This is a genomic window from Enterobacter sp. JBIWA005, from assembly GCF_019968805.1.
GTDB classification, from domain to species: Bacteria; Pseudomonadota; Gammaproteobacteria; order Enterobacterales; family Enterobacteriaceae; genus Enterobacter; species Enterobacter vonholyi.
Genome location: NZ_CP074159.1, coordinates 350023 through 372972, shown reverse-complemented (window position 1 = coordinate 372972; position 22950 = coordinate 350023). Strand labels below are relative to the sequence as shown.

Sequence of the window (22950 nt, the reverse complement as noted above, 5' to 3'; positions counted from 1 at the left end):
TTTCATCAGACAATCTGTGTGAGCACTGCAAAGGCAGGTTCTTTAAGGTAAGGAGGTGATCCAACCGCAGGTTCCCCTACGGTTACCTTGTTACGACTTCACCCCAGTCATGAATCACAAAGTGGTAAGCGCCCTCCCGAAGGTTAAGCTACCTACTTCTTTTGCAACCCACTCCCATGGTGTGACGGGCGGTGTGTACAAGGCCCGGGAACGTATTCACCGTAGCATTCTGATCTACGATTACTAGCGATTCCGACTTCATGGAGTCGAGTTGCAGACTCCAATCCGGACTACGACGCACTTTATGAGGTCCGCTTGCTCTCGCGAGGTCGCTTCTCTTTGTATGCGCCATTGTAGCACGTGTGTAGCCCTACTCGTAAGGGCCATGATGACTTGACGTCATCCCCACCTTCCTCCAGTTTATCACTGGCAGTCTCCTTTGAGTTCCCGGCCTAACCGCTGGCAACAAAGGATAAGGGTTGCGCTCGTTGCGGGACTTAACCCAACATTTCACAACACGAGCTGACGACAGCCATGCAGCACCTGTCTCAGAGTTCCCGAAGGCACCAATCCATCTCTGGAAAGTTCTCTGGATGTCAAGAGTAGGTAAGGTTCTTCGCGTTGCATCGAATTAAACCACATGCTCCACCGCTTGTGCGGGCCCCCGTCAATTCATTTGAGTTTTAACCTTGCGGCCGTACTCCCCAGGCGGTCGACTTAACGCGTTAGCTCCGGAAGCCACGCCTCAAGGGCACAACCTCCAAGTCGACATCGTTTACGGCGTGGACTACCAGGGTATCTAATCCTGTTTGCTCCCCACGCTTTCGCACCTGAGCGTCAGTCTTTGTCCAGGGGGCCGCCTTCGCCACCGGTATTCCTCCAGATCTCTACGCATTTCACCGCTACACCTGGAATTCTACCCCCCTCTACAAGACTCTAGCCTGCCAGTTTCGAATGCAGTTCCCAGGTTGAGCCCGGGGATTTCACATCCGACTTGACAGACCGCCTGCGTGCGCTTTACGCCCAGTAATTCCGATTAACGCTTGCACCCTCCGTATTACCGCGGCTGCTGGCACGGAGTTAGCCGGTGCTTCTTCTGCGGGTAACGTCAATCGCTGTGGTTATTAACCACAACGCCTTCCTCCCCGCTGAAAGTACTTTACAACCCGAAGGCCTTCTTCATACACGCGGCATGGCTGCATCAGGCTTGCGCCCATTGTGCAATATTCCCCACTGCTGCCTCCCGTAGGAGTCTGGACCGTGTCTCAGTTCCAGTGTGGCTGGTCATCCTCTCAGACCAGCTAGGGATCGTCGCCTAGGTGAGCCGTTACCCCACCTACTAGCTAATCCCATCTGGGCACATCTGATGGCAAGAGGCCCGAAGGTCCCCCTCTTTGGTCTTGCGACGTTATGCGGTATTAGCTACCGTTTCCAGTAGTTATCCCCCTCCATCAGGCAGTTTCCCAGACATTACTCACCCGTCCGCCGCTCGTCACCCGGGAGCAAGCTCCCTGTGTTACCGCTCGACTTGCATGTGTTAGGCCTGCCGCCAGCGTTCAATCTGAGCCATGATCAAACTCTTCAATTTAAGTTTGATGCTCGTGAATTAAACTTCGTAATGAATTACGCATGTTCACTCAGAGACTTGGTATTCATTTTTCGTCTTGCGACGTTAAGAATCCATGTCACTTTGAGTGCCCACACAGATTGTCTGATAAATTGTTAAAGAGCAGTGCAACGCGGCTTTCGCTCACCGTTGCGAGGTGGCGTATATTACGCTTTCCTCTTTCAGAGTCAACCCGTTATTTCAGAATTTTTTCTCTTCAACCGACCGGGCTGTTTGTGAAGTGATTCACATCCGCCGTGTCGATGGAGGCGCATTATAGGGAGTTCCCGAACGACCGCAACCGAAAAGTTGCAAAAAAATGACTGACTGCTGCATTCCCCAGCAAAACCCCGCCTTATACCCTTTTATGCACAAAGTTATCCACAATCATGCACGGTTCCCGACGCGATCCCACGAATTGAGCGAGAAGATCAACTATACTAGCGGCAAATATTCTCCTCTGTTCAGGCCCACCCTCATGACCATACAACGCCTCACCCGCGACTGGCGTCTCCCTACAGCAGGGGTGATGCTGCTGGCACTTCTCTTTGCGGGTTTTACCCTGCATGCGCACTGGAACGCCTTTATCCAGTGGTGTCTCGCCACGCAAATTACGCTGCACCGCTATCTGGTGATGTATCTGCTGCAGCTTAATAACCACCAGTACAGCGGCGGATTATGGCTGTTAACGGGGGCTTTCCTTTATGGTGTCCTTCACGCCATCGGACCCGGGCACGGAAAGTTCATCGTGACGACCTATCTGACCACCAATAAGGAAAGCGAGCTGGCCGCCCGGGTCGTCCCCTTCTTGGGTAGCCTGATGCAGGGCGTCAGCGCCATTCTGTTTGTCTTTATTCTGGCGGTAGGATTTAACCTCGCCTCAGGGGATATTAGTACCAGCCGCTGGTATGTGGAGAAGATCAGCGCAGTGCTTATTGGCGCATTCGGCGCATTTGTCATTTACCAGGCGCTGAAAAGTCTGCGTCCGCGCAGAATGTCTGTCTCTGCCATTAAGCCACTTCATCAGCACGACGAACACTGTGGCTGCGGCCATCACGGCGTAGGTACAGACCTGACGCAGGGCGACTGGAAAACCCGTCTGGGCGTGATTCTGGCGATTGGCGCACGCCCGTGCAGCGGGGCGATCATGATTCTGATGTTTTCGAACGCGCTGGGCATTGTCACCTGGGGGGTGGCCGCAGTCATGACCATGTCTCTGGGAACCGCCCTCTCTATTGTGGGGCTGTCCCTTGCTGTAAGGTACGCCCGCGAACGCACGGTGACCTGGTTCGGAGAAAGCGCCTCATTAAGATGGCTGGTACCGGCAGTCAAAATAGCCGGAGGGATAGTCCTGATCCTATTCGCGACAGTGCTGTTCCTGACGGTGATCCCCATCAGTGCCAATGGCGACTACATCGCTGCCGGATGCTAATAAAAGAAAACCCGCCGTTGGCGGGTTTATTTATTACTCGTTGATGCGTGGATGCTGATCCACCAGTCGGGAGCGTTTTTTCTGCAGCTCTTCAATCTCGGCGTCAATATCCTCAATCTTCTGCTCTACATTATCGTAGTGCTCACGCAGGATCTCTTTCGCTTCCTGGATATCCGATGCCGCAGGCGTTGCGCCTTTCAGAGGACGATTTGCCGTCTCCTTCATGGTAATACCGGTAATCAAACCAATCACCGCGATCACCATCAGGTAATAAGCAGGCATCATCAGGTTCTGTGTGCTCTCCACCAGCGAGGCGGCAAGCGTTGGGGTCAGACCGGCAATCAGCACCGAGATGTTAAAGGCTGCGGCCAGCGCGCTGTAGCGAATGTGGGTCGGGAACATTGCGGGCAGCGTTGAGGCCATCACCCCGATAAAGCAGTTAAGGATCACCGCCAGCATCAGCAGACCGGCAAAAATCAGCCCCAGCACATCACTGTTAATAAGAATAAATGCCGGGATTGCCAGAGCAAACAGCGCAACGCTTCCCAGAATAATGAACGGTCGACGACCAAAACGGTCACTCAACAGACCCATAATCGGCTGCACAAACAGCATACCCACCATGATGGCGATAATAATCAGCACACCGTGATCTTCCGAATAGTGCAGGTTATGCGACAGATAGCTCGGCATGTAGGTCAACAGCATGTAGTAGGTCACGTTGGTCGAAATCACCAGACCAATACAGGTCAGCAGGCTGCGCCAGTGCTTAGTGGCAATCTCTTTGAACGATACCTTAGGACCATCCTGCAGCCCTTCGCGGTCACCCTGCTCCAGTTTATCGACGTGCTGCTGGAAGGCAGGCGTCTCTTCCAGCGCATGACGCAGGTAGAGGCCAATAATCCCCAGCGGCAATGCCAGGAAGAACGGAATACGCCAGCCCCAGTCGAGGAAGTTATCTTCACCCACCACGGTTGAAATCAGCACCACGACGCCCGCCCCCAGGACAAACCCGGCAATCGAGCCGAAGTCCAGCCAGCTTCCCATAAAACCGCGCTTACGGTCCGGGGAATACTCGGCAACGAAGATCGAGGCTCCGGTATATTCACCGCCTACGGAGAAGCCCTGGGCCATCTTACAAATCAGCAGGAGAATGGGTGCCCAAATGCCGATGGTGGCGTAAGAGGGTATAAGGCCGATACAGAATGTACTGATCGACATAATAACGATGGTGATAGCAAGGATCTTCTGGCGACCATATTTATCGCCGAGCATACCGAAGAACAGACCACCCAGCGGGCGAATCAGGAAGGGAACGGAGAACGTACCCAGTGCGGCAATCATCTGCAGGCTGGGATCGGCCCCGGGGAAAAACACTTTACCTAAAGCATAGGCCACAAAACCGTAGACACCAAAATCGAACCATTCCATCGCATTACCGAGCGAGGCTGCGGTAATCGCTTTACGCAGCTTTGCGTCATCAATAATGGTGACGTCGCGAAGCGTGATGGGTTTAATCTTTTTCCTTCTCAGCATAGCTATCCTCGTTGACTCGGCCCTGTCTGTTTCACAGTCCAGTATGCGTTCTGTGAACCATGGGATCCGCTCCATGCGAATCGCCTTATTCAAGCGTAGCAGGTTTACTTACATTGACGTTTTACATCGATACAACCGAACCTGTTGACGCCTGCCTGGGCAGTTAATGACCTTTTTACCCTACCAGCGTTTATATTTGTGATCAACTTCACATATATTTTTGCGTCTGGTCAACTCAGTCCAATTTTTGTCAAGGAATGCCAATAAGCACTTCCTTACCCTCCCCAAAAGAACATCCTCACGCGCGTTTTTATTTCTTTCGTAACAGAAAAACAAACCACGTTAATTCACATCACCTTTACATAAATTTTCATCAACAGGATCCGGCCTCAAGCTTTACATTGAATATGTGACAAAGATAACTAAAACGATGTTTTATTTTCATTGAATCAATATTCCAATGATCGCATGATAAATCCGAATACAACGTTTTATGTGTTTTCAAAAGAGGCTAATCGCGAGCACACATTTAATTATGTTGCTGGGTCATCGAAAAAAGACGGCACGCAATAAGAGCAATCAATTGAATTTATTGACTAATTTTTAACACCTATCCCCCATGCTGCGGGATCCGATGTGAGGTTTGTCTATGAAGATTAAAGCCACGATAGAACGCATTCCTGGCGGTATGATGCTGGTTCCGCTGGTGCTGGGCGCGATCCTGAATACCCTTGCTCCCAATACCGGAGCTTATTTTGGCGGTTTCACTAAAGGCATGATAACGGGCACGGTTCCGATTCTTGCCGTCTGGTTTTTTTGTATCGGCGCGTCCATTAATTTGCGGGCAACGGGTACCGTATTACGGAAATCCGGAACGCTGGTGATAACCAAAATAGCGGTAGCCTGGGCGGCGGCAATGATATGCGCAATGTTCATTCCGGAGAATGGAATTCAGACCGGGTTTTTCGCGGGTTTATCGGTCCTGGCGATTGTCTCGGCGATGGACATGACCAACGGCGGATTATACGCCAGCCTGATGAACCAGTACGGAACGAAAGAAGAGTCCGGCGCATTTGTGTTGATGTCTCTGGAATCTGGCCCGCTGATGACGATGCTGATCCTGGGGTCTGCTGGCCTGGCCTCGTTTGAACCCCACCACTTTGTCGGCGCGATCTTGCCCTTCCTGGTCGGTTTCGCCCTTGGCAATCTCGATCGCGATCTGCGTGATTTCTTCAGCAAAGCCACGCCGGTGCTGATCCCTTTCTTCGGTTTCGCACTGGGGAACACCATCAACCTGAAGGTCATTCTCGATACCGGCCTGCTGGGCATTGTGCTGGGTGTCGCCGTGATCGTCATCACCGGCATTCCGCTGATTATTGCTGACCGCGTAATCGGAGGAGGAAACGGCACGGCGGGCGTCGCCGCCTCTTCAGCCGCAGGTGCTGCTGTCGCAAACCCGGTGATTATTGCTCAGATTAACCCGGCCTTCGAACCGGTCGCTGCTTCAGCGACTGCACTGGTTGCCGCGAGCGTGATTGTCACCGCGATTCTGGTGCCCATCATCACGGCGCTATATGCGAAGCGCTACGGGAATATGCATGAGACCCAGCCTGAACCGAAACCAATAGAAGCGAATCATTAACACACCGCATCAGATCATCCCCTCTCCCCTCGGGGAGAGGAGCGGGGGTGATAAGGGATTCATCCAAAAATTTCTTCCACCATCCCGTCCACCAGCCGTTTTGCCGAACAGAGCCGCGGCATGCCCAGCGCGACGGTCTGCCAGTTTTGCGTCACTGACCAGCTCACCGGATGTTGATCCGCCTGACACCAGTCCCCCAGCCAGCCCAGCATATCTTTATGATCGATTAAGCCCGGAGAGGCCGGCGTTGTAAGCCACTGGTGATAGAAATGGCGGGTCGTGGGTGACGCATTGATACCCTGCGCCAGATAGTTAGCCGCCATGCTGCGCAGGTTATCCTTAAGCATTGCCGCCACATCTTCATTCGCGAGGCGGCATGCGTCACCAAATGCCCCCCAGCGCAGCTCTTCCAGGACGATAAAACAGCGCCCTGCCAGCGACCAGCCATCATAATGTCCGGCCCGCCAGCGGGTAAAAATCTGCTCGCTGTGCTCGCCCGCCTGCACCGTAAGCCCGCGCTGGGTTAGCGCCTTCTCTTTCCAGGCGGCGCGTTGGGTAAAATGAGAAGAGAGTTCAGCGTACTGCTGCATCAATCCGGGGGACTGCTGGGCGCGCGGGTGCGTCTGCTGGCGCAAAGCAATCAGTTTCTCTGCCATCAGCGTCAGCGCGAGATGACCCGGGTCAAGCATGCCGGCCAGTTTTTCCGCCAGCCCCAGGCGCAGCGCCGCATTTTCATTGAGCATACCCGCCATCGCCCAGGGGCGTAGCCGGGTATGCGTCATGATTTCCTGAGTCAAACGCTCACGAAACTGAAGCTGTTGAGGTCCCAGGTGAGGATGACGCGCCGCGTCCACTCCCTGAACCAGATCGACCATAAATTTTGGATTAATACACTCCAGCGTTCGCCCGGGGCCATCCAGTAGTGGTGTTGTCATGGTTGCTCTGCCGCGAATAGAGTTTGAATATCATCGCGTAACAGTCGGGTATCTTCCTGTATCCACGTCGCAGTAGTAATACTTTGCTTCAACAACTGGCAGAGCGCTCGGGTTGAATGCTCATTCTGTTGACGCACTGCGAGGCTATCACGCAAGCTTTCCTGTAACCCGGTCAGGCACAACGAAAATTCTGCAAAGAACGTTGCCATTCCTGCCGTAACAGAGACATCGACCTGCGCGGACAAAGCTTTACGTATTTGTTCACAAAACTGATCAATATGTTGCTTAAATTTGTCATGTAGCTGCGCAATGTCGATAACATAGCGCGTGCGCGTTTCCACATACTCATCCCAGCCCCAGCCCGGATTATTGAGCCAACGAGAGACCGTTTCACGCATGCTGCTCCCGCCGGAGGGAGGGGCGGCCTGGCTGTCGTCCTGTGCAATCGCATCGTTGAACAGCGCTCGCGTATTGAAGTTAAGCTGGCTTGCCTGAAACGCGGGGAAACTGATCCGCGCCCGAAACCCCGCATGGCTCAGATGCTCTTTAATACGCGTTTCGATGGGGCGCATGGCTTCGTTCAGGGAACGCGCCAGCGTAGATTCAAGCTGGTCGAAGCGTAACGCCAGCTCCCGGCAAATCTTCGTCTGTGCATCGAGCATCACCAGCTCGCAGGAGGAGCGGATTTTACTCAGCGCGATCTGCGCCTGCCCTTCATCTTCCAGAACCAGCTGTTTCAGCTCGTGCGCCTCGTCACCGCGAAGGTTCTGCCGATCGATACCTGCCAAATCAAGAATATGCTGAGCGCTGAACACCTCACCAATCGCCTGGTGAAGCGCAGTTTTTTGGGCACCCATAAAGTCCGCAGTGGCGTTCAGCGCCTCTTCAACCTCATGTTTCACCTCATCGCTCACCACGCTCTGACGCGTCTGCAGAAGCGCCATGTCCTCTTCCAGACGTGCGATGTTCAGTTCCAGCGCCTCAAAGGCAACCGTCAGCCCCTGATAGCGGAAGTCGAGGTACTCCCGGGCATTTTGTGCATAGTTGAGCAGTTTATGCGAAGCAGAACGCAGCGCGTAAAGTGAAGCATTGGCATAGGCGGCGTAAATCAGTTTGCGTATCGGTTGTTCGAATAGCGAATCTTCCCAGAGCAAATCGGCAGAATGACGAATATGGTCGATATCGTCCAGGTCCGCCGTACGCCAGCGACGTCCAAGCGCAGCTTCAGCAAAATCCTGCACCCAGGGTTGCTCCTGATGATCCGGCAGTTGTCCGTGGGTACTCATCTCGTAGCGAGCGCGGTTCGCCAGATAGGCCCACATGGACGAAACGGGGTAGATCTGGCCAGGCGAAATATTGCCTTTCATTAAGGTGCCGGAGATCATCGCCCGGATCTGCTCTTCATCGTCGCTATTGCGATCTTTCTGATCGAATTTATTGACCAGCGCATACAGCGGCACTGATTTTCCCGCTGCGGAAATGGCCTGGCGGACTTCTTCATCAGAAATGGATTTAAGCTGGGTATAATCCATCACGGCCAGCACCGCCGACGCGCGGGACAATTGCTCGCTGAGCATTTTTTGCAGGTGCGGCTGTCCGGCCTCATTCGGCCCGGGCGTATCGAGCAGCGTCAGCTGTCCGAGGTGAGCATCCAGACCCGCAAGATGCACGAACTCCACTTCAATTACCGGGATATGTTCGATAGCCGCATACTCAGAGAACGGAAACTCTACACCTAATGCCTGGGAAAGCCTCACCAGGTCGTTGAGACTTTTCAGACAGTGAAATATCGGCTGCGCGCCCAGGTGATGCTTCTCAAACGCTTCCCCTTTTTCAATGCGCTCCAGCAGCGTATTCATGTCTTTATCAATTTCCAGACGCTGAGCCAGCTTCCCGCGGTCGTAATCGCATAGCTTTTTCTGGAGCAGTTGGATCAATTCATCAATGGGCGAGGCATGCGAGAAATGCAGCACCGGCTCCTTCTGACCCGGCGTGTGGCGAATCAGGGTAGGAAGTGCCGTCATCGGACGATTGCGATTCGGCAACACTTCGGTCCCCACAATCGCATTAATGGTGGTTGATTTCCCCGCCTTCATGGTGCCCACAATAGCCAGGACCATTTCCAGCCGGGTTATTTTTCGTAATTCATTATTCAGCATCGCCTGCTGCGCTTCGACGCCGCGCGCGCTAAAATGCAAAGGTAAAACGTTGTTCTTTTCACCCGTAATAGCAGCCGCAGTGCTCTCCAGCATCGCAGTCGGCATTGATTTCAACGTATCAAGGTTTTGCAGGGCAAGCTGTAGCAAACGCTCAGCTTCCTGGCTTAATTCAAAAATGGTCTGTGTGTGCATGATAAAAGCCTTTCCTTAACGCAAATTTATTACTTTTATTAAGCCACTGGTATTAATTATGTTGTTCAGGCTTATATGATTACGTGTGGAAAACATGTTCGCCGAAATATAACTGATTGATGATAATCAGAAATAATTCACTATCCTTGCATGGCGTGTATAGCTTCCCTCCTGGCCTGACAGCCAAAAGAAAAAAAGCGTAGCCCATTTTTAAGAAACTTCAGGATATATCATCATTATTTCCCCCCTAAAAAGAGAGGTAATACCCCACTGCCATAAGATATGTAGAGCAGCGAAGTCCAGAGATAAATAACAATGTGTCGCTTCACCTTATCCGAAATGAAGGAACGTAGCAATTTGCCGCAATAAAATATTCGATATATTTAGCGTCATTTCTTCCCACCGTGTTAATGAGGTCAGCATCGCTTAACTGACTGACAGGAAGTGTCACTCCCAATACGTTTTTTGCATTTTTTTAATTCACAATGTCACCGACAAACGTGTGGATTTGCGCTATACTTGCCGCCTTTTTCGGCACGCTGCCGTCATTTAGCTGGCACTTTCCAGCGCGTTTACACTTTTTGAGGATACCGATATGTCACTCCCACACTGCCCAAAATGCAATTCTGAATACACCTATGAAGATAATGGCATGTTCATCTGCCCGGAATGCGCTCATGAATGGAATGATGCCGAACCATCAAACGATGCTGATGCACTTGTCGTCAAAGATGCGAACGGCAATCTGCTGGCGGACGGCGACAGCGTAACCGTGATTAAAGATCTGAAAGTGAAAGGCAGCTCTTCCATGCTGAAGATCGGCACCAAAGTGAAGAATATCCGTCTGGTTGAAGGCGATCATAATATCGACTGCAAAATTGACGGCTTCGGTCCGATGAAGCTGAAATCAGAGTTTGTGAAAAAGAACTGATTTACCCGCCCGGTGGCGCTTCGCTTACCGGGCTTTCGGGCACTACACTTAACGGGCTTATCTTACGTGAGGTAAAGATTATGCCGTTAAGTCCCTACATCTCTTTTGCCGGCAACTGCGCTGAGGCCACCGCCTTTTACCAGCAAGCCGTCGGCGCAGAACTTCTCTATAAAATCACCTTCGGCGAAATGCCAAAAAGCGATAACAGCGATGAAGGCTGTCCGTCCGGTATGCAATTTCCGGATTCGGCTATCGCCCACTCCAACGTCCGCATTGCGGGCAGCGATATCATGATGAGCGACGGGATGCCGCCCGGCAGCAACGCGCAGTACGCGGGCTTTACCCTGGTTCTCGACACCCAGGACGTCCATGAAGGCAAACGCTGGTTCGACAACCTCGCCGCGGGCGGGAATATCGACATGGCCTGGCAGGAAACCTTCTGGGCACATGGTTTTGGTAGAGTCACCGATAAGTACGGCGTGCCGTGGATGATTAACGTCGTTAAGCAACAAACGTCGTAGGCAGGACACGCGCAGCGCAGCCAGCAAAAGCGCCCGGTGGCGCTGCGCTTACCGGGCCTACAGTAACTGTCATCGCTTTCACTTCAACTCTTCAAACTCCCGCAACCTGCACTTAACCCAAATGTCACATTGATGCGCCAGCATGAGGCCACATTTATCGTGAGGCCCAGCACATGCAAACCGTCATCCGCGTCGAGAAACTGAGCAAGACCTTTAATCACAACAAGGCTCTGCATGCCGTTGATCTGACCGTCCGGCAGGGCAACATGGTGGCGCTTCTCGGGCCTTCTGGCTCGGGTAAATCTACCCTTCTGCGCCATTTGAGCGGGCTTATCACCGGCGATAAAACGCCGGAAAGCCACGTCGAGCTGCTGGGTAATACCGTCCAGCGCGCCGGGCGTCTGGCGAGCGATATCCGCAAGAGCCGCGCCCAGACGGGCTACATCTTCCAGCAGTTCAACCTGGTAAACCGCCTGACTGTACTGGAGAACGTGCTGATTGGCGCGCTCGGCAGCACCCCGTTCTGGCGCACCTGTCTGCGCTGGTTCTCCCCTTCCCAGAAGCAGGAAGCCTTGCAGGCGCTGACCCGAGTCGGCATGGCGCACTTCGCCCACCAGCGCGTCTCTACCCTGTCCGGCGGGCAACAGCAGCGCGTGGCGATTGCGCGCGCGCTGATGCAGAAAGCGCAAATCATTCTTGCTGACGAACCCATCGCCTCGCTGGACCCGGAGTCCGCCCGCATCGTGATGGAGACCCTGCGCGACATTAACCAGAACGACGGCATCACCGTAGTGGTCACGCTGCATCAGGTTGATTACGCCCTGCGCTACTGCGAGCGCATCGTCGCCCTGCGTCAGGGGCACGTGTTCTTTGATGGCGCGAGCCATCAGTTCGATAACGAACGTTTTGACCATCTCTACCGCAGCATTAACCGCGTCGAAGAGAACGCGCAGGCTGCTTAATTAAACCCGATCCGAGGAAAGTACATGAGCTACAAAGCCGTTGCCGCGCTGGCCTTTACCAGCATGTTCAGCATCAGCACCCTGTTAAGCCCAGCGTATGCGGAAGAGCAGGAAAAATCGCTGAACTTCGACATTATTTCGACGGAATCACAGCAGAACCTGAAGCCTCAGTGGGAACCGTTCCTGAAAGATATGGAAACCAAGCTGGGGATCAAAGTGAACGCCTTCTTCGCCCCGGACTATGCGGGCATCATCCAGGGGATGCGCTTTAATAAAGTGGACATCGCCTGGTACGGCAACCTCTCCGCCATGGAAGCGGTGGACCGCGCGAACGGCCAGGTCTTTGCCCAGACCGTCGCGGCCGATGGCTCTCCTGGCTACTGGAGCGTGCTGATCGTCAACAAAGACAGCCCGATCAACAACCTCAATGACATGCTCGCCAAACGCAAAGAGCTGACCTTCGGCAACGGCGACCCGAACTCTACCTCCGGCTACCTTGTCCCTGGCTACTACGTCTTCGCCAAAAACAACGCCTCCGCCAGCGACTTCAAGCGCACCGTAAACGCCAGCCATGAAACCAACGCGCTGGCCGTGGCCAACAAGCAGGTGGACGTTGCCACCAACAACACCGAGAACCTCGACAAGCTGAAAACCTCAGCGCCGGACAAGCTTAAAGAGATCAAGGTTATCTGGAAATCGCCACTGATCCCGGGCGACCCGATCGTGTGGCGTAAAAACCTGTCCGAAAGCACCAAGGACAAGGTGTACGACTTCTTTATGACCTATGGCAAAACGCCGGAAGAGAAAGCGGTTCTCGAACGTCTGGGCTGGGCACCGTTCCGCCCGTCAAGCGACCTGCAGCTGGTTCCGATTCGCCAGCTGGCGCTGTTTAAAGAGATGCAGGGCGTCAAGGACAACAAGGGACTGAAGGACGAGGAAAAGACCAGCAAAGTGGCCGCGATTCAGGCCCAGCTTGAAGACCTCGACCGCCTGACCGCCGCGCTCGGCGCGATGACCAGCGTGAATAAAGCGGTGCAGTAACTTTGTCCCCTCTCCCTTGAGGGAGAGGGAGAACAGATTAAGGAGCCAACATGCAAACCATCACCCTCCCGCCGCCAAAGCGCAGCTGGTTCTCGCTCATAAGCTGGGCCATCCTGCTGGCGGTGCTGGTTATCTCCTGGAAGGGCGCGGAAATGGATCCGCTGCTGCTCTTCAAAGACGCTGGCAACATGGCGACCTTCGCCGCCGACTTCTTCCCGCCGGACTTCAGCCAGTGGCAGGATTACCTCAGCGAAATGGCGGTCACCCTGCAAATCGCCGTCTGGGGCACCGCGCTGGCCGTTATTCTCTCCGTTCCGTTTGGCCTGATGAGCGCCGAAAACATCGTGCCATGGTGGGTATACCAGCCCATGCGCCGCCTGATGGACGCCTGCCGCGCCATCAACGAAATGGTCTTTGCGATGCTGTTCGTGGTCGCCGTCGGCCTGGGTCCGTTCGCGGGCGTCATGGCGCTGTTCATCCACACCACCGGCGTGCTCTCCAAGCTGCTCTCCGAGGCGGTCGAAGCCATTGAACCCGGTCCGGTGGAAGGCATCCGCGCCACGGGTGCCAATAAAATCGAAGAGATCCTCTACGGCGTTCTGCCTCAGGTGATGCCGCTGCTGATCTCCTACTCCCTGTACCGCTTTGAGTCCAACGTCCGCTCCGCCACCGTGGTCGGCATGGTCGGCGCAGGCGGGATTGGCGTCACCCTGTGGGAAGCGATTCGCGGTTTCCAGTTCCAGCAAACCTGCGCCCTGATGGTGCTCATCATCGTCACCGTCAGCCTGCTGGATTTCCTCTCTCAACGTTTGCGCAAGCACTTCATCTGAGAAGCGAGGCTTTGTTTTCTATGCACTTATCCAGACATCCGACCAGTTACCCCACCCGATGGCAAGAGATCGCGGCAAAGCTCGAAGTGGAGCTGCGCACGCACTACCGCTGCGGGGACTACCTCCCTGCCGAGCAGCAGCTTGCTGACCGCTATGAAGTGAACCGCCACACCCTGCGTCGCGCCATTGACCAGCTGGTCGAGCGCGGCTGGGTGCAGCGCCGTCAGGGCGTGGGCGTGCTGGTGCTGATGCGCCCGTTCGACTACCCGCTGAACGCCCAGGCGCGCTTTAGCCAGAACCTGCTGGATCAGGGCAGCCATCCGACCAGCGAAAAGCTGCTCTCGGTGCTGCGTCCGGCCTCCAGCCACGTGGCGGACGCGCTGGGCATTCAGGAGGGCGACAACGTCATCCACCTGCGCACGCTGCGCCGCGTCAACGGCGTGGCGGTGTGCCAGATCGACCACTACTTCGCGGACCTCACCCTCTGGCCGGTGCTGCAGAATTTCTCCAGCGGATCGCTGCATGATTTTCTCCAGAATGCGACAGGCATTGCGCTGAAACGCACCCAGACGCGCATCAGCGCCCGCCGCGCGCAGGCGAAAGAGAGCAAAGTACTCGAAATTCCCAATATGGCCCCGCTGCTCTGCGTGCGCACCCTCAACCACCGTGACGGCGAGATCGACGCGACGGAATACTCCGTCAGCCTGACCCGCGCCGACATGATCGAATTCACCATGGAGCACTGAATGCACTTCGACACCGCCACCCGACAGCGCTGGATGCGCGTGCTGGCCCACAGCCAGCCTGCTGCGCTCTCTGCCCGCATGATCGCCCTTGCCCTGGCCCCCGGGTACGACCTCCTCCGCGCGCCGGAGATCGGCCTCGTTCAGATCCAGGCGCGCATGGGCGGCACCGGCGAGCGCTTCTTCGCCGGAGATGCCACCCTCACCCGCGCAGCGATCCGCCTGCACAGCGGCACGCTGGGCTACGGCTACGTGCTGGGGCGTGATAAAGCGCACGCCGAGCGCTGCGCGGTCATCGACGCGCTTTTACAGGAACAACCGCATTTCCAGACGCTGATGGAAACCCTTATTTCCCCGCTGGAGGCCGACCGCGCCGCACGTATTGCCGCGCGTCAGGCCGAAGTGAATACCAGCCGGGTCGACTTCTTTACGCTCGTTCGCGGAGACAACGCATGACGCTTCAACCCGCTTTTACCCTGGCCGTCCAGGATGCCCAACACAGTTTTCGTCGCCTGCTGAAAGCCATGAGCGAGCCGGGCGTGATTGTCTCGCTGCACCAGCTCTCTCAGGGCTGGCTGCCGCTGAACCTGGCGACCACCAGCGTGCTGCTGACCCTGGCCGACAACGATACCCCGGTATGGCTTTCGGGCGCCCTGTCTAACGATATCGCCAGCCAGAACCTGCGTTTTCACACCGGCGCCCCGCTGGTTGAACAGCCGCAGCAGGCAATCTTTGCCGTGGCCGACGAACAAATCAGCCATGAACAGCTGAATGCCCTGAGCGAAGGCTCCGCCGTCGCCCCGGAAACCAGCGCCACGCTGATTTTGCAGGTCTCCAGCCTGAGCGGCGGCCGCATGCTGCGCCTGACCGGCGCAGGCATCGCCGATGAGCGCATGGTTGCGCCGCAGCTGCCGGAGTGCATCATTCACGAGCTGACCGAGCGCCCGCACCCGTTCCCGCTGGGCATTGACCTGATCCTGACCTGCGGCGAGCGCCTGCTGGCCATCCCGCGGACCACCCACGTGGAGGTGTGCTGATGTACGTTGCCGTCAAAGGGGGCGAGAAGGCTATCGCCGCCGCCCATGCGCTGCAGGCGCACAGACGACGGGGCGATGAACAGCTCCCTGAGCTGAGCGTGGCCCAAATCGAGCAGCAGCTAAACCTTGCCGTCGACCGGGTGATGACCGAAGGCGGCATCGCCGACCGCGAGCTGGCGGCGCTGGCCCTGAAGCAGGCCAGCGGCGATAACGTGGAAGCGATCTTCCTGCTGCGCGCTTACCGCACTACGCTTGCCAAACTGGCGGTGAGCGAGCCGGTCAACACCGCGGAGATGCGCCTGGAGCGCCGCATTTCTGCCGTTTATAAAGACATCCCCGGCGGCCAGCTGCTTGGCCCTACCTGTGACTACACCCATCGCCTGCTCGATTTTACCCTGCTGGCGAACGGCGAGATGCCGCCGCTCAGCTCCTCTGACGCAGAACAGGAACCGTCTCCGCACGTCTTCAGCCTGCTGGCAAAACAGGGCCTGGCGAAGGCGGAAGAAGATTCTGGCGCGCAGCCGGATGACATCACCCGCACGCCGCCGGTTTACCCGTGCTCGCGCTCGTCTCGCCTGCAGCAGCTGATGCGCGGCGACGAAGGCTATCTGCTGGCGCTAGCCTACTCCACCCAGCGCGGCTACGGGCGCAACCACCCGTTTGCCGCCGAAATTCGCAGCGGCTACATCGACCTTGAAATCGTGCCGGAAGAGCTGGGTTTTGCTGTGAACGTCGGCGAACTGCTGATGACCGAATGCGAAATGGTGAACGGTTTTGTCGCGCCTGAAAATGAAGACCCGCACTTTACCCGCGGCTACGGGCTGGTGTTCGGCCTCGGCGAGCGCAAGGCCATGGCCATGGCGCTGGTCGATCGCGCCCTGCAGGCACCCGACTACGGCGAGCACGTTGCAGGCCCGGCGCAGGACGAAGAGTTTGTGCTGGCCCACGCGGATAACGTCGAAGCTGCGGGCTTCGTCTCGCACCTCAAGCTGCCGCACTACGTCGATTTCCAGGCCGAACTGGAACTGCTGAAACGCCTGCAACGGGAGCGCAAACATGGCTAACTTAAGCGGCTACAACTTTGCCTATCTGGATGAGCAAACCAAACGCATGATCCGCCGAGCGATACTTAAAGCGGTGGCGATTCCGGGCTATCAGGTGCCCTTCGGCGGCCGCGAAATGCCGATGCCCTACGGCTGGGGCACAGGCGGTATTCAGATTACCGCCAGCGTGATCGGCGAGGCGGACGTGCTGAAGGTCATCGACCAGGGCGCCGACGACACCACCAACGCCGTGTCGATCCGCAGCTTCTTTCAGCGGGTAACGGGCGTCGCGACCACGGAAAAAACCGAAGACGCGACGCTGATCCAGACCCGCCACCGCATTCCCGAAACCCCGCTCGCTGAAGATCAGATTCTGATTTTCCAGGTGCCGATTCCGGAGCCGCTGCGCTTTATCGAGCCGCGCGAAACCGAAACCCGCACCATGCACGCCCTGGAAGAGTACGGCGTGATGCAGGTGAAGCTGTATGAGGATATCGCCCGCTTCGGCCATATCGCCACCACCTATGCGTACCCGGTGAAGGTCAACGGGCGCTACGTCATGGACCCGTCGCCGATCCCGAAGTTCGATAACCCGAAGATGGACATGATGCCCGCCCTGCAGCTGTTCGGCGCCGGGCGCGAAAAGCGCATCTACGCCGTCCCGCCGTACACGCGTGTCGAAAGCCTGGATTTCGACGATCACCCGTTTACGGTTCAGGAATGGGACGAGCCGTGCGCCATCTGCGGATCCAAACACAGCTATCTGGATGAAGTGGTGCTGGATGACACGGGCAAACGGATGTTTGTCTGCTCCGACACCGATTTTTGCCGCCAACAGAGCGAGGCGAACGGCCAATGAAACCGCTGCTTTCGGTTAATAACCTGACCCACCTGTATGCGCCGGGCAAAGGCTTTAGCGACGTGTCGTTCGAGCTGTGGCCGGGTGAGGTGCTGGGGATCGTCGGCGAGTCCGGCTCCGGCAAAACCACCCTGCTGAAGTCCATCTCCGCGCGCCTTACGCCGCAACACGGCGAGATACTCTATCAGGGACACTCCCTCTATGGCATGAGCGAGACCGAGCGCCGCCGCCTGCTGCGCACCGAGTGGGGCGTGGTGCATCAGCACCCGATGGACGGCCTGCGCCGTCAGGTCTCTGCGGGGGGCAATATTGGCGAACGCCTGATGGCCACCGGCGCGCGCCACTACGGCAATATCCGCGCCACCGCCCAGCACTGGCTTGAAGAGGTGGAAATCCCCGCCTCGCGCATCGACGACCTGCCGACGACCTTCTCCGGTGGGATGCAGCAGCGCCTGCAGATCGCCCGCAACCTGGTAACCCATCCGAAGCTGGTGTTTATGGATGAACCCACCGGCGGGCTGGACGTCTCGGTGCAGGCGCGCCTGCTCGACCTGCTGCGCGGCCTGGTGGTGGAACTGAACCTTGCGGTGGTGATTGTCACCCACGATTTAGGTGTTGCGCGCCTGCTGGCGGACCGTCTGCTGGTGATGAAGCAGGGTCAGGTGGTGGAAAGTGGGTTAACTGACCGCGTGCTCGACGATCCCCACCATCCCTATACCCAGCTGCTGGTGTCGTCCGTGTTGCAGAACTAAGAGGCCAACATGATCCACGTACAAAACGTAAGTAAGACCTTTGTGCTCCACCAGCAAAACGGCGTGCGCCTGTCGGTGCTGCAAAATGCCTCTCTGGAGGTTAATCGCGGCGAATGCATGGTGCTGCACGGCCACTCCGGCAGCGGAAAATCGACCCTGCTGCGCTCCCTGTACGCCAACTATCTGCCCGACGAAGGCCATATTCATATTCGCCACGGCGAAGAATGGGTCGACCTGGTTCAGGCCCCCGCGCGTAAGGTGCTGGAGGTGCGCCGCTCAACGATCGGTTGGGTGAGCCAGTTTCTGCGGGTGATCCCGCGGATCTCCGCCCTGGACGTGGTCATGCAGCCGCTGCTGGATCTTGGCGTGCCGCGCGAAACCTGTGCCGCCAAAGCCGCCAGCCTCCTGACGCGCCTCAACGTGCCCGAGCGCCTGTGGCACCTTGCCCCGTCGACCTTTTCCGGCGGCGAGCAGCAGCGCGTCAATATCGCCCGCGGCTTTATTGTCGACTACCCGATTTTACTTCTGGATGAACCCACCGCCTCGCTCGACGCTAAAAACAGCGCGGCCGTGGTGGAACTGATCGAGCAGGCCAAAGCGCGCGGGGCGGCGATCGTCGGGATCTTCCACGATGAGAGCGTTCGCACCCGCGTCGCGGACAGACTGCACCCGATGGGGACAAACGTATGATTATCAATAACGTCAAGCTGGTGCTGGATAATGAGGTGGTTGACGGCTCGATTGAGATCCAGGACGGAACAATCCGCGCGTTTGCTGAAACCCAGAGCCGCTCGCCCGAGGCGATGGACGGTGAAGGCGGCTGGCTGCTGCCGGGGCTGATTGAACTGCATACCGATAATCTGGATAAATTCTTCACCCCGCGCCCGAAGGTCGACTGGCCCGCTCATTCTGCGATGAGCAGCCACGACGCGCTGATGGTCGCCAGCGGCATCACCACCGTACTGGACGCGGTGGCGATTGGCGACGTGCGCGACGGCGGGGACCGTCTGGAGAACCTGGAGAAGATGATCAACGCCGTGGAAGAGACGCAAAAGCGGGGCCTCAACCGCGCCGAGCACCGCCTGCACCTGCGCTGCGAGCTGCCGCACCACACCACCCTGCCGCTGTTTGAAAAGCTGGTCGGCCGCGAGCCGGTGTCGCTGGTCTCCCTGATGGACCACTCGCCGGGGCAGCGTCAGTTCGCCAACATTGAAAAGTATCGTGAATACTATCAGGGCAAATATTCTCTCAGCGACGCGGAGATGGCGCGTTACGAAGAAGAGCAGCTGGCGCTTGCGGCACGGTGGTCGCAGCCTAACCGTGTCCGAATTGCGGCGATGTGCCGGGACCGCAATATCGCGCTGGCCAGCCATGACGATGCCACGCACGATCATGTCCTTGAATCCCACCAGCTTGGCAGCGTGATCGCCGAATTCCCCACCACGTTCGAGGCGGCTGAAGCCTCCCGCAGGCACGGCATGAACGTCCTGATGGGCGCACCGAATATCGTGCGCGGCGGCTCGCACTCCGGCAACGTCGCGGCAAGCAGGCTCGCGTCCCTCGGCCTGCTGGATATCCTCTCGTCCGACTACTACCCCGCCAGCCTGCTCGACGCGGCGTTCCGGGTGGCCGAAGACGAGGGCAACCGCTTTACGCTGCCGCAGGCGATTCGCCTGGTGACGAAAAACCCGGCCTCGGCGCTTAATCTGCATGATCGCGGCGAGATAGCTGAAGGCAAGCGGGCGGATCTGGTCCTGGCCCACCGCAGGGGCGAGCACATCCATATCGGCCACGTCTGGCGTCAGGGAAAGAGGGTGTTCTGATGGGAAAACTTATCTGGCTAATGGGGCCGTCCGGCTCCGGTAAGGACAGCCTGCTGTCCGCCTTACGGCAGCAGGAGCATCCGCAGCTGCTGGTGGCGCACCGGTACATTACCCGCGCGGCCAATGCGGGGAGTGAAAACCATATTGCCCTGAGCGAGCAGGAGTTTTTCACCCGCGCCGGGCAAAATCTGCTGGCGCTGAGCTGGCACGCCAATGGCTATTACTACGGAATCGGCATCGAGACCGATCTGTGGCTGCATGCGGGGTTCGACGTGCTGGTCAACGGCTCGCGGGCGCATCTTTCGCAAGCGCGCGCCCGCTATGGGGCAGCCCTGCTGCCGGTCTGCCTGCAGGTTTCACCGGAGGTTCTGCGCAGCCGGTTGCAGAGACGGGGTCGTGAATCCGCCCGCGAGATCGACCAGCGGCTGGAGCGTGCGGCGCGCTACACCCCGTCCGACTGCCATATCCTTAATAACGACGGAAGTTTGCTACAGTCAGTCGATACCTTTTTATCGCTTATCCGTCAGAAGGAGAAACAGCATGCCTGACTGCAGGCTTCGTCCCGCCACCGCCGACGATACGCAAATCGTCTATGCGTTAATCTGCGAATTGAAACAGGCCGAATTCGATCGCCAGGCGTTTCACGCGGGCTATCTTGCCAATCTGCAGGATCACAACATGCGCTACCAGCTTGCCGAACTGGACGGGCAGGTCATCGGCATGATCGGCCTGCACCTGCAGTTTCACCTCCATCACGCGCGCTGGATCGGCGAGATCCAGGAGCTGGTGGTGATGCCGCAGGCGCGCGGGCTAAAAGTGGGCAGCCATCTGCTCGCCTGGGCAGAGGACGTCGCGAGACAGGCCGGCGCTGAGCTGACCGAGCTCTCCACCAGCGTGAAGCGCACCGATGCCCATCGTTTTTACGTCCGTGAAGGATATACGCAGAGCCATTTTCGATTCACTAAACCGCTGTAGAGGTGTGTTATGAGTCTGACGATCGCGTTAACAGGAACCGGAAGCGCGCAACTCGTGCCGGTCTTTGGCTGCGACTGCGCGGCGTGTCGCCGGGCGCGTCTGCAGGAGACCTATCGCCGTCGCCCCTGTAGCGCGGTGGTCAAATTCAACGATGCGGTGACCCTGCTGGACGCGGGTATTCCGCACCTGATGGACGACTGGCCCGCAGGCAGCTTTCAGCAGTTTTTGCTGACCCATTATCATATGGATCACGTTCAGGGGCTGTTCCCCCTGCGCTGGGGCGTGGGCGCGACGATCCCCGTTTACGGTCCGCCGGATGAAGCGGGCTGTGACGACCTGTTTAAACATCCGGGGATTCTGGATTTCAGCCATACGGTCGAACCGTTTGTGATGTTTGAACTTCAGGGAATGCGGGTTACGCCGCTGCCGCTCAACCATTCGAAACTGACCTTCGGGTATTTGCTGGAGTCGGCCCACAGCCGCGTAGCCTGGCTTTCCGATACCGCCGGGCTGCCGGAAAAAACGGTGAAGTTCCTGCTCAACAATCAGCCGCAGGCGATGATTATCGACTGCAGCCATGCACCGCGCGACGAAACGCCGCGAAACCATTGCGATTTAAATACCGTAATTGCGCTAAACGAGGTGATTGGCTGTCCGCAGGTGATCCTGACCCACATCAGCCATCAGTTTGACGTGTGGATGATGGATAACCCGCTGCCCGACGGCATTGAAGCAGGGTATGACGGGATGGTGCTGGTCCTGGATTAGTTTTCTCCCTCTCCCGTGGGAGAGGGTTGGGGTGAGGGCAAGAGGCCGCACTTAGCCTCGATCGTAATCGTCTTCCAACCTGCGCTCGTCCTCTTCCAGACGACGTCTGTCGTCATCCAGCTGGCGCTGGCGCTCGTCTAAACGGCGGCGCCTGTCTTCGAGCTGCCGACGACGATCGTCGTACTGTCGACTGTCGATTTGACGGCTGCGGTCATAACGATCGTCGTCGTCATTGCTGCGGCTGCTGCTGGGGTTGTAGGCATCGTTGATCGCCTGCTGAATGTTGCCAATAGCATCATCAACAATGTCGGCATGAGCCAGTTGGCTGGTGAGAGACAGCAGACCAAATAACAGAGCAGTTGAGTAACGTTTCATAAGGCCAGACTCGCAGGTGAACTGGCTTTACGATAATCAACGGCAGGAAACGGGGGTAGCGGAGGAATCTCAAATTCAGTTGTGTCCTGGGACTTCCATCAGTTGATTCGCACGCTGTTTATTTTCTGCAACCAGGACGATGCCATAGCATTTTTGATCCGGCGAATGGCTCCAGATACGATCTTCGGGGATACACCCTCCGTCATAGATAACCTTGCTACCATCATACGGCCAAAATGCGCCCTGCTCGGTATCGAGAACAAATACAGCGATTTGGTCAGACTCGCGGGCAATTTTTTGCCAGAGCATCTTCCCACCCTCATATTGTTCAAAGTCGCTGACAAGCGTCACGCCACACTGTAATACCAGGGCTTCATACAGGCGAGTTGCCAGTCCCTTGTCACGCTCGGCGGGATCAACGCAGATACCTTCTACCTGAATAACACTGGTATCTTCCCAACAGCGCTCGACGGCAATAATATCTTCACCCAAATGCGTTTTACGTTGTAAATCCAGGGCAGCAACAACCCGATGCCGGGGCACTCCATCGAAGGTTTCGATATCCGCTTCAATAATCGCAGCTCTTGGCGTCTGGCTATCAAAAATAACATGTAGCACTCGCCCGGAAAGCTCAAACTCATCAACGAGTTTAAACGACCTGGCAATTGTGCTCGGGCTGTATGTTGTAGGCATCACGATCATTTGTGAGTCCCCCTTTGTGAGTACCGGCATAATTCCTTTTATATCCCAATCTGCTAAATTTTGCGCAGATTAACATCACCGGCGTT

General features: G+C 56.8%; 23 protein-coding genes and 1 rRNA gene. 18 read left to right on the top strand and 6 right to left on the bottom strand.

Annotation, left to right across the window (positions count from 1 at the left end):
- Positions 1-48: 48 nt before the first annotated feature.
- Positions 49-1588: ribosomal RNA gene (locus tag KGP22_RS01710) — 16S ribosomal RNA — on the bottom strand.
- A 496-nt stretch (positions 1589-2084) separates the two neighbouring features.
- Here KGP22_RS01710 and KGP22_RS01705 point away from each other — a divergent pair.
- Positions 2085-3038 (top strand): nickel/cobalt transporter, encoded by a 954-nt coding sequence (locus KGP22_RS01705; RefSeq protein ID WP_223581018.1) that lies wholly within the window; start codon positions 2085-2087, stop codon positions 3036-3038.
- 33 nt (positions 3039-3071) lie between these two features.
- On the opposite strand, the gene proP is transcribed toward KGP22_RS01705, so the two are convergent.
- Entirely contained in the window at positions 3072-4574 is a 1503-nt protein-coding gene (gene proP, locus KGP22_RS01700; protein WP_023334221.1) for a glycine betaine/L-proline transporter ProP, read from the bottom strand.
- Between the two features lie 649 nt (positions 4575-5223).
- Between proP and kdgT the strand changes: the two genes are divergently transcribed.
- Positions 5224-6216 (top strand): 2-keto-3-deoxygluconate transporter, encoded by a 993-nt coding sequence (gene kdgT / locus KGP22_RS01695; protein ID WP_149367239.1) that lies wholly within the window; start codon positions 5224-5226, stop codon positions 6214-6216.
- 59 nt (positions 6217-6275) lie between these two features.
- On the opposite strand, the gene KGP22_RS01690 is transcribed toward kdgT, so the two are convergent.
- Both KGP22_RS01690 and crfC read right to left on the bottom strand, forming a co-directional pair.
- Positions 6276-7151 carry a diguanylate cyclase regulator RdcB family protein gene (locus tag KGP22_RS01690; RefSeq protein WP_111964169.1) on the bottom strand — a complete coding sequence of 292 codons (876 nt, stop codon included), beginning with the start codon at positions 7149-7151 and terminating at the stop codon, positions 6276-6278.
- Positions 7148-9502, bottom strand: a complete 2355-nt coding sequence (gene crfC / locus KGP22_RS01685; protein ID WP_223581016.1) for a clamp-binding protein CrfC — start codon at positions 9500-9502, stop codon at positions 7148-7150. The genes KGP22_RS01690 and crfC overlap by 4 nt, the downstream gene beginning before the upstream one ends.
- A gap of 595 nt (positions 9503-10097) precedes the next feature.
- Between crfC and KGP22_RS01680 the strand changes: the two genes are divergently transcribed.
- The 16 genes from KGP22_RS01680 (at position 10098) to phnP (ending at position 21787) form a co-directional block, all read left to right on the top strand.
- The gene (locus KGP22_RS01680) at positions 10098-10433 is read left to right on the top strand and encodes a zinc ribbon domain-containing protein YjdM (protein WP_111964171.1); all 336 of its coding nucleotides are present in this window, start codon (positions 10098-10100) and stop codon (positions 10431-10433) included.
- Positions 10434-10513: 80 nt separating this feature from the next.
- Positions 10514-10954 carry a VOC family metalloprotein YjdN gene (yjdN, locus tag KGP22_RS01675; RefSeq protein WP_111964172.1) on the top strand — a complete coding sequence of 147 codons (441 nt, stop codon included), beginning with the start codon at positions 10514-10516 and terminating at the stop codon, positions 10952-10954.
- Positions 10955-11127: 173 nt separating this feature from the next.
- A complete protein-coding gene (gene phnC, locus KGP22_RS01670; RefSeq protein ID WP_111964173.1) occupies positions 11128-11916 on the top strand; it encodes a phosphonate ABC transporter ATP-binding protein in 789 nt (262 codons plus the stop codon).
- Positions 11917-11940: 24 nt separating this feature from the next.
- The gene (gene phnD / locus KGP22_RS01665) at positions 11941-12957 is read left to right on the top strand and encodes a phosphonate ABC transporter substrate-binding protein (protein ID WP_223581014.1); all 1017 of its coding nucleotides are present in this window, start codon (positions 11941-11943) and stop codon (positions 12955-12957) included.
- Between the two features lie 50 nt (positions 12958-13007).
- Entirely contained in the window at positions 13008-13787 is a 780-nt protein-coding gene (phnE, locus tag KGP22_RS01660; protein ID WP_048226491.1) for a phosphonate ABC transporter, permease protein PhnE, read from the top strand.
- A 20-nt stretch (positions 13788-13807) separates the two neighbouring features.
- On the top strand, positions 13808-14533 hold the full coding sequence (phnF, locus tag KGP22_RS01655; RefSeq protein ID WP_023326523.1) for a phosphonate metabolism transcriptional regulator PhnF: 726 nt from the start codon (positions 13808-13810) through the stop codon (positions 14531-14533).
- Entirely contained in the window at positions 14534-14986 is a 453-nt protein-coding gene (phnG, locus tag KGP22_RS01650; RefSeq protein ID WP_111964175.1) for a phosphonate C-P lyase system protein PhnG, read from the top strand.
- The gene (gene phnH, locus KGP22_RS01645) at positions 14983-15567 is read left to right on the top strand and encodes a phosphonate C-P lyase system protein PhnH (RefSeq protein WP_111964176.1); all 585 of its coding nucleotides are present in this window, start codon (positions 14983-14985) and stop codon (positions 15565-15567) included. The genes phnG and phnH overlap by 4 nt, the downstream gene beginning before the upstream one ends.
- Positions 15567-16631 (top strand): carbon-phosphorus lyase complex subunit PhnI, encoded by a 1065-nt coding sequence (locus KGP22_RS01640; RefSeq protein WP_111964177.1) that lies wholly within the window; start codon positions 15567-15569, stop codon positions 16629-16631. The genes phnH and KGP22_RS01640 overlap by 1 nt, the downstream gene beginning before the upstream one ends.
- Positions 16624-17469, top strand: coding sequence for an alpha-D-ribose 1-methylphosphonate 5-phosphate C-P-lyase PhnJ (locus KGP22_RS01635; protein ID WP_048990321.1), 846 nt, complete (start codon positions 16624-16626; stop codon positions 17467-17469). The genes KGP22_RS01640 and KGP22_RS01635 overlap by 8 nt, the downstream gene beginning before the upstream one ends.
- On the top strand, positions 17466-18221 hold the full coding sequence (phnK, locus tag KGP22_RS01630) for a phosphonate C-P lyase system protein PhnK (RefSeq protein ID WP_111964178.1): 756 nt from the start codon (positions 17466-17468) through the stop codon (positions 18219-18221). Before KGP22_RS01635 ends, phnK begins: the two co-directional genes overlap by 4 nt.
- A gap of 9 nt (positions 18222-18230) precedes the next feature.
- On the top strand, positions 18231-18911 hold the full coding sequence (gene phnL / locus KGP22_RS01625; RefSeq protein WP_111964179.1) for a phosphonate C-P lyase system protein PhnL: 681 nt from the start codon (positions 18231-18233) through the stop codon (positions 18909-18911).
- Entirely contained in the window at positions 18908-20044 is a 1137-nt protein-coding gene (gene phnM / locus KGP22_RS01620) for an alpha-D-ribose 1-methylphosphonate 5-triphosphate diphosphatase (protein ID WP_223581012.1), read from the top strand. Before phnL ends, phnM begins: the two co-directional genes overlap by 4 nt.
- Positions 20041-20592 (top strand): ribose 1,5-bisphosphokinase, encoded by a 552-nt coding sequence (gene phnN, locus KGP22_RS01615; RefSeq protein WP_111964181.1) that lies wholly within the window; start codon positions 20041-20043, stop codon positions 20590-20592. The genes phnM and phnN overlap by 4 nt, the downstream gene beginning before the upstream one ends.
- Positions 20585-21019 (top strand): aminoalkylphosphonate N-acetyltransferase, encoded by a 435-nt coding sequence (gene phnO, locus KGP22_RS01610; protein WP_111964182.1) that lies wholly within the window; start codon positions 20585-20587, stop codon positions 21017-21019. Before phnN ends, phnO begins: the two co-directional genes overlap by 8 nt.
- A 9-nt stretch (positions 21020-21028) precedes the next feature.
- Positions 21029-21787, top strand: a complete 759-nt coding sequence (gene phnP, locus KGP22_RS01605) for a phosphonate metabolism protein PhnP (protein WP_111964183.1) — start codon at positions 21029-21031, stop codon at positions 21785-21787.
- Between the two features lie 51 nt (positions 21788-21838).
- Here phnP and yjdP read toward each other — a convergent pair whose 3' ends face one another.
- On the bottom strand, positions 21839-22162 hold the full coding sequence (yjdP, locus tag KGP22_RS01600; RefSeq protein WP_033144428.1) for a DDRRRQL repeat protein YjdP: 324 nt from the start codon (positions 22160-22162) through the stop codon (positions 21839-21841).
- Positions 22163-22237: 75 nt separating this feature from the next.
- Positions 22238-22864, bottom strand: coding sequence for a GNAT family N-acetyltransferase (locus tag KGP22_RS01595; protein WP_223581010.1), 627 nt, complete (start codon positions 22862-22864; stop codon positions 22238-22240).
- Positions 22865-22950: the final 86 nt, after the last annotated feature.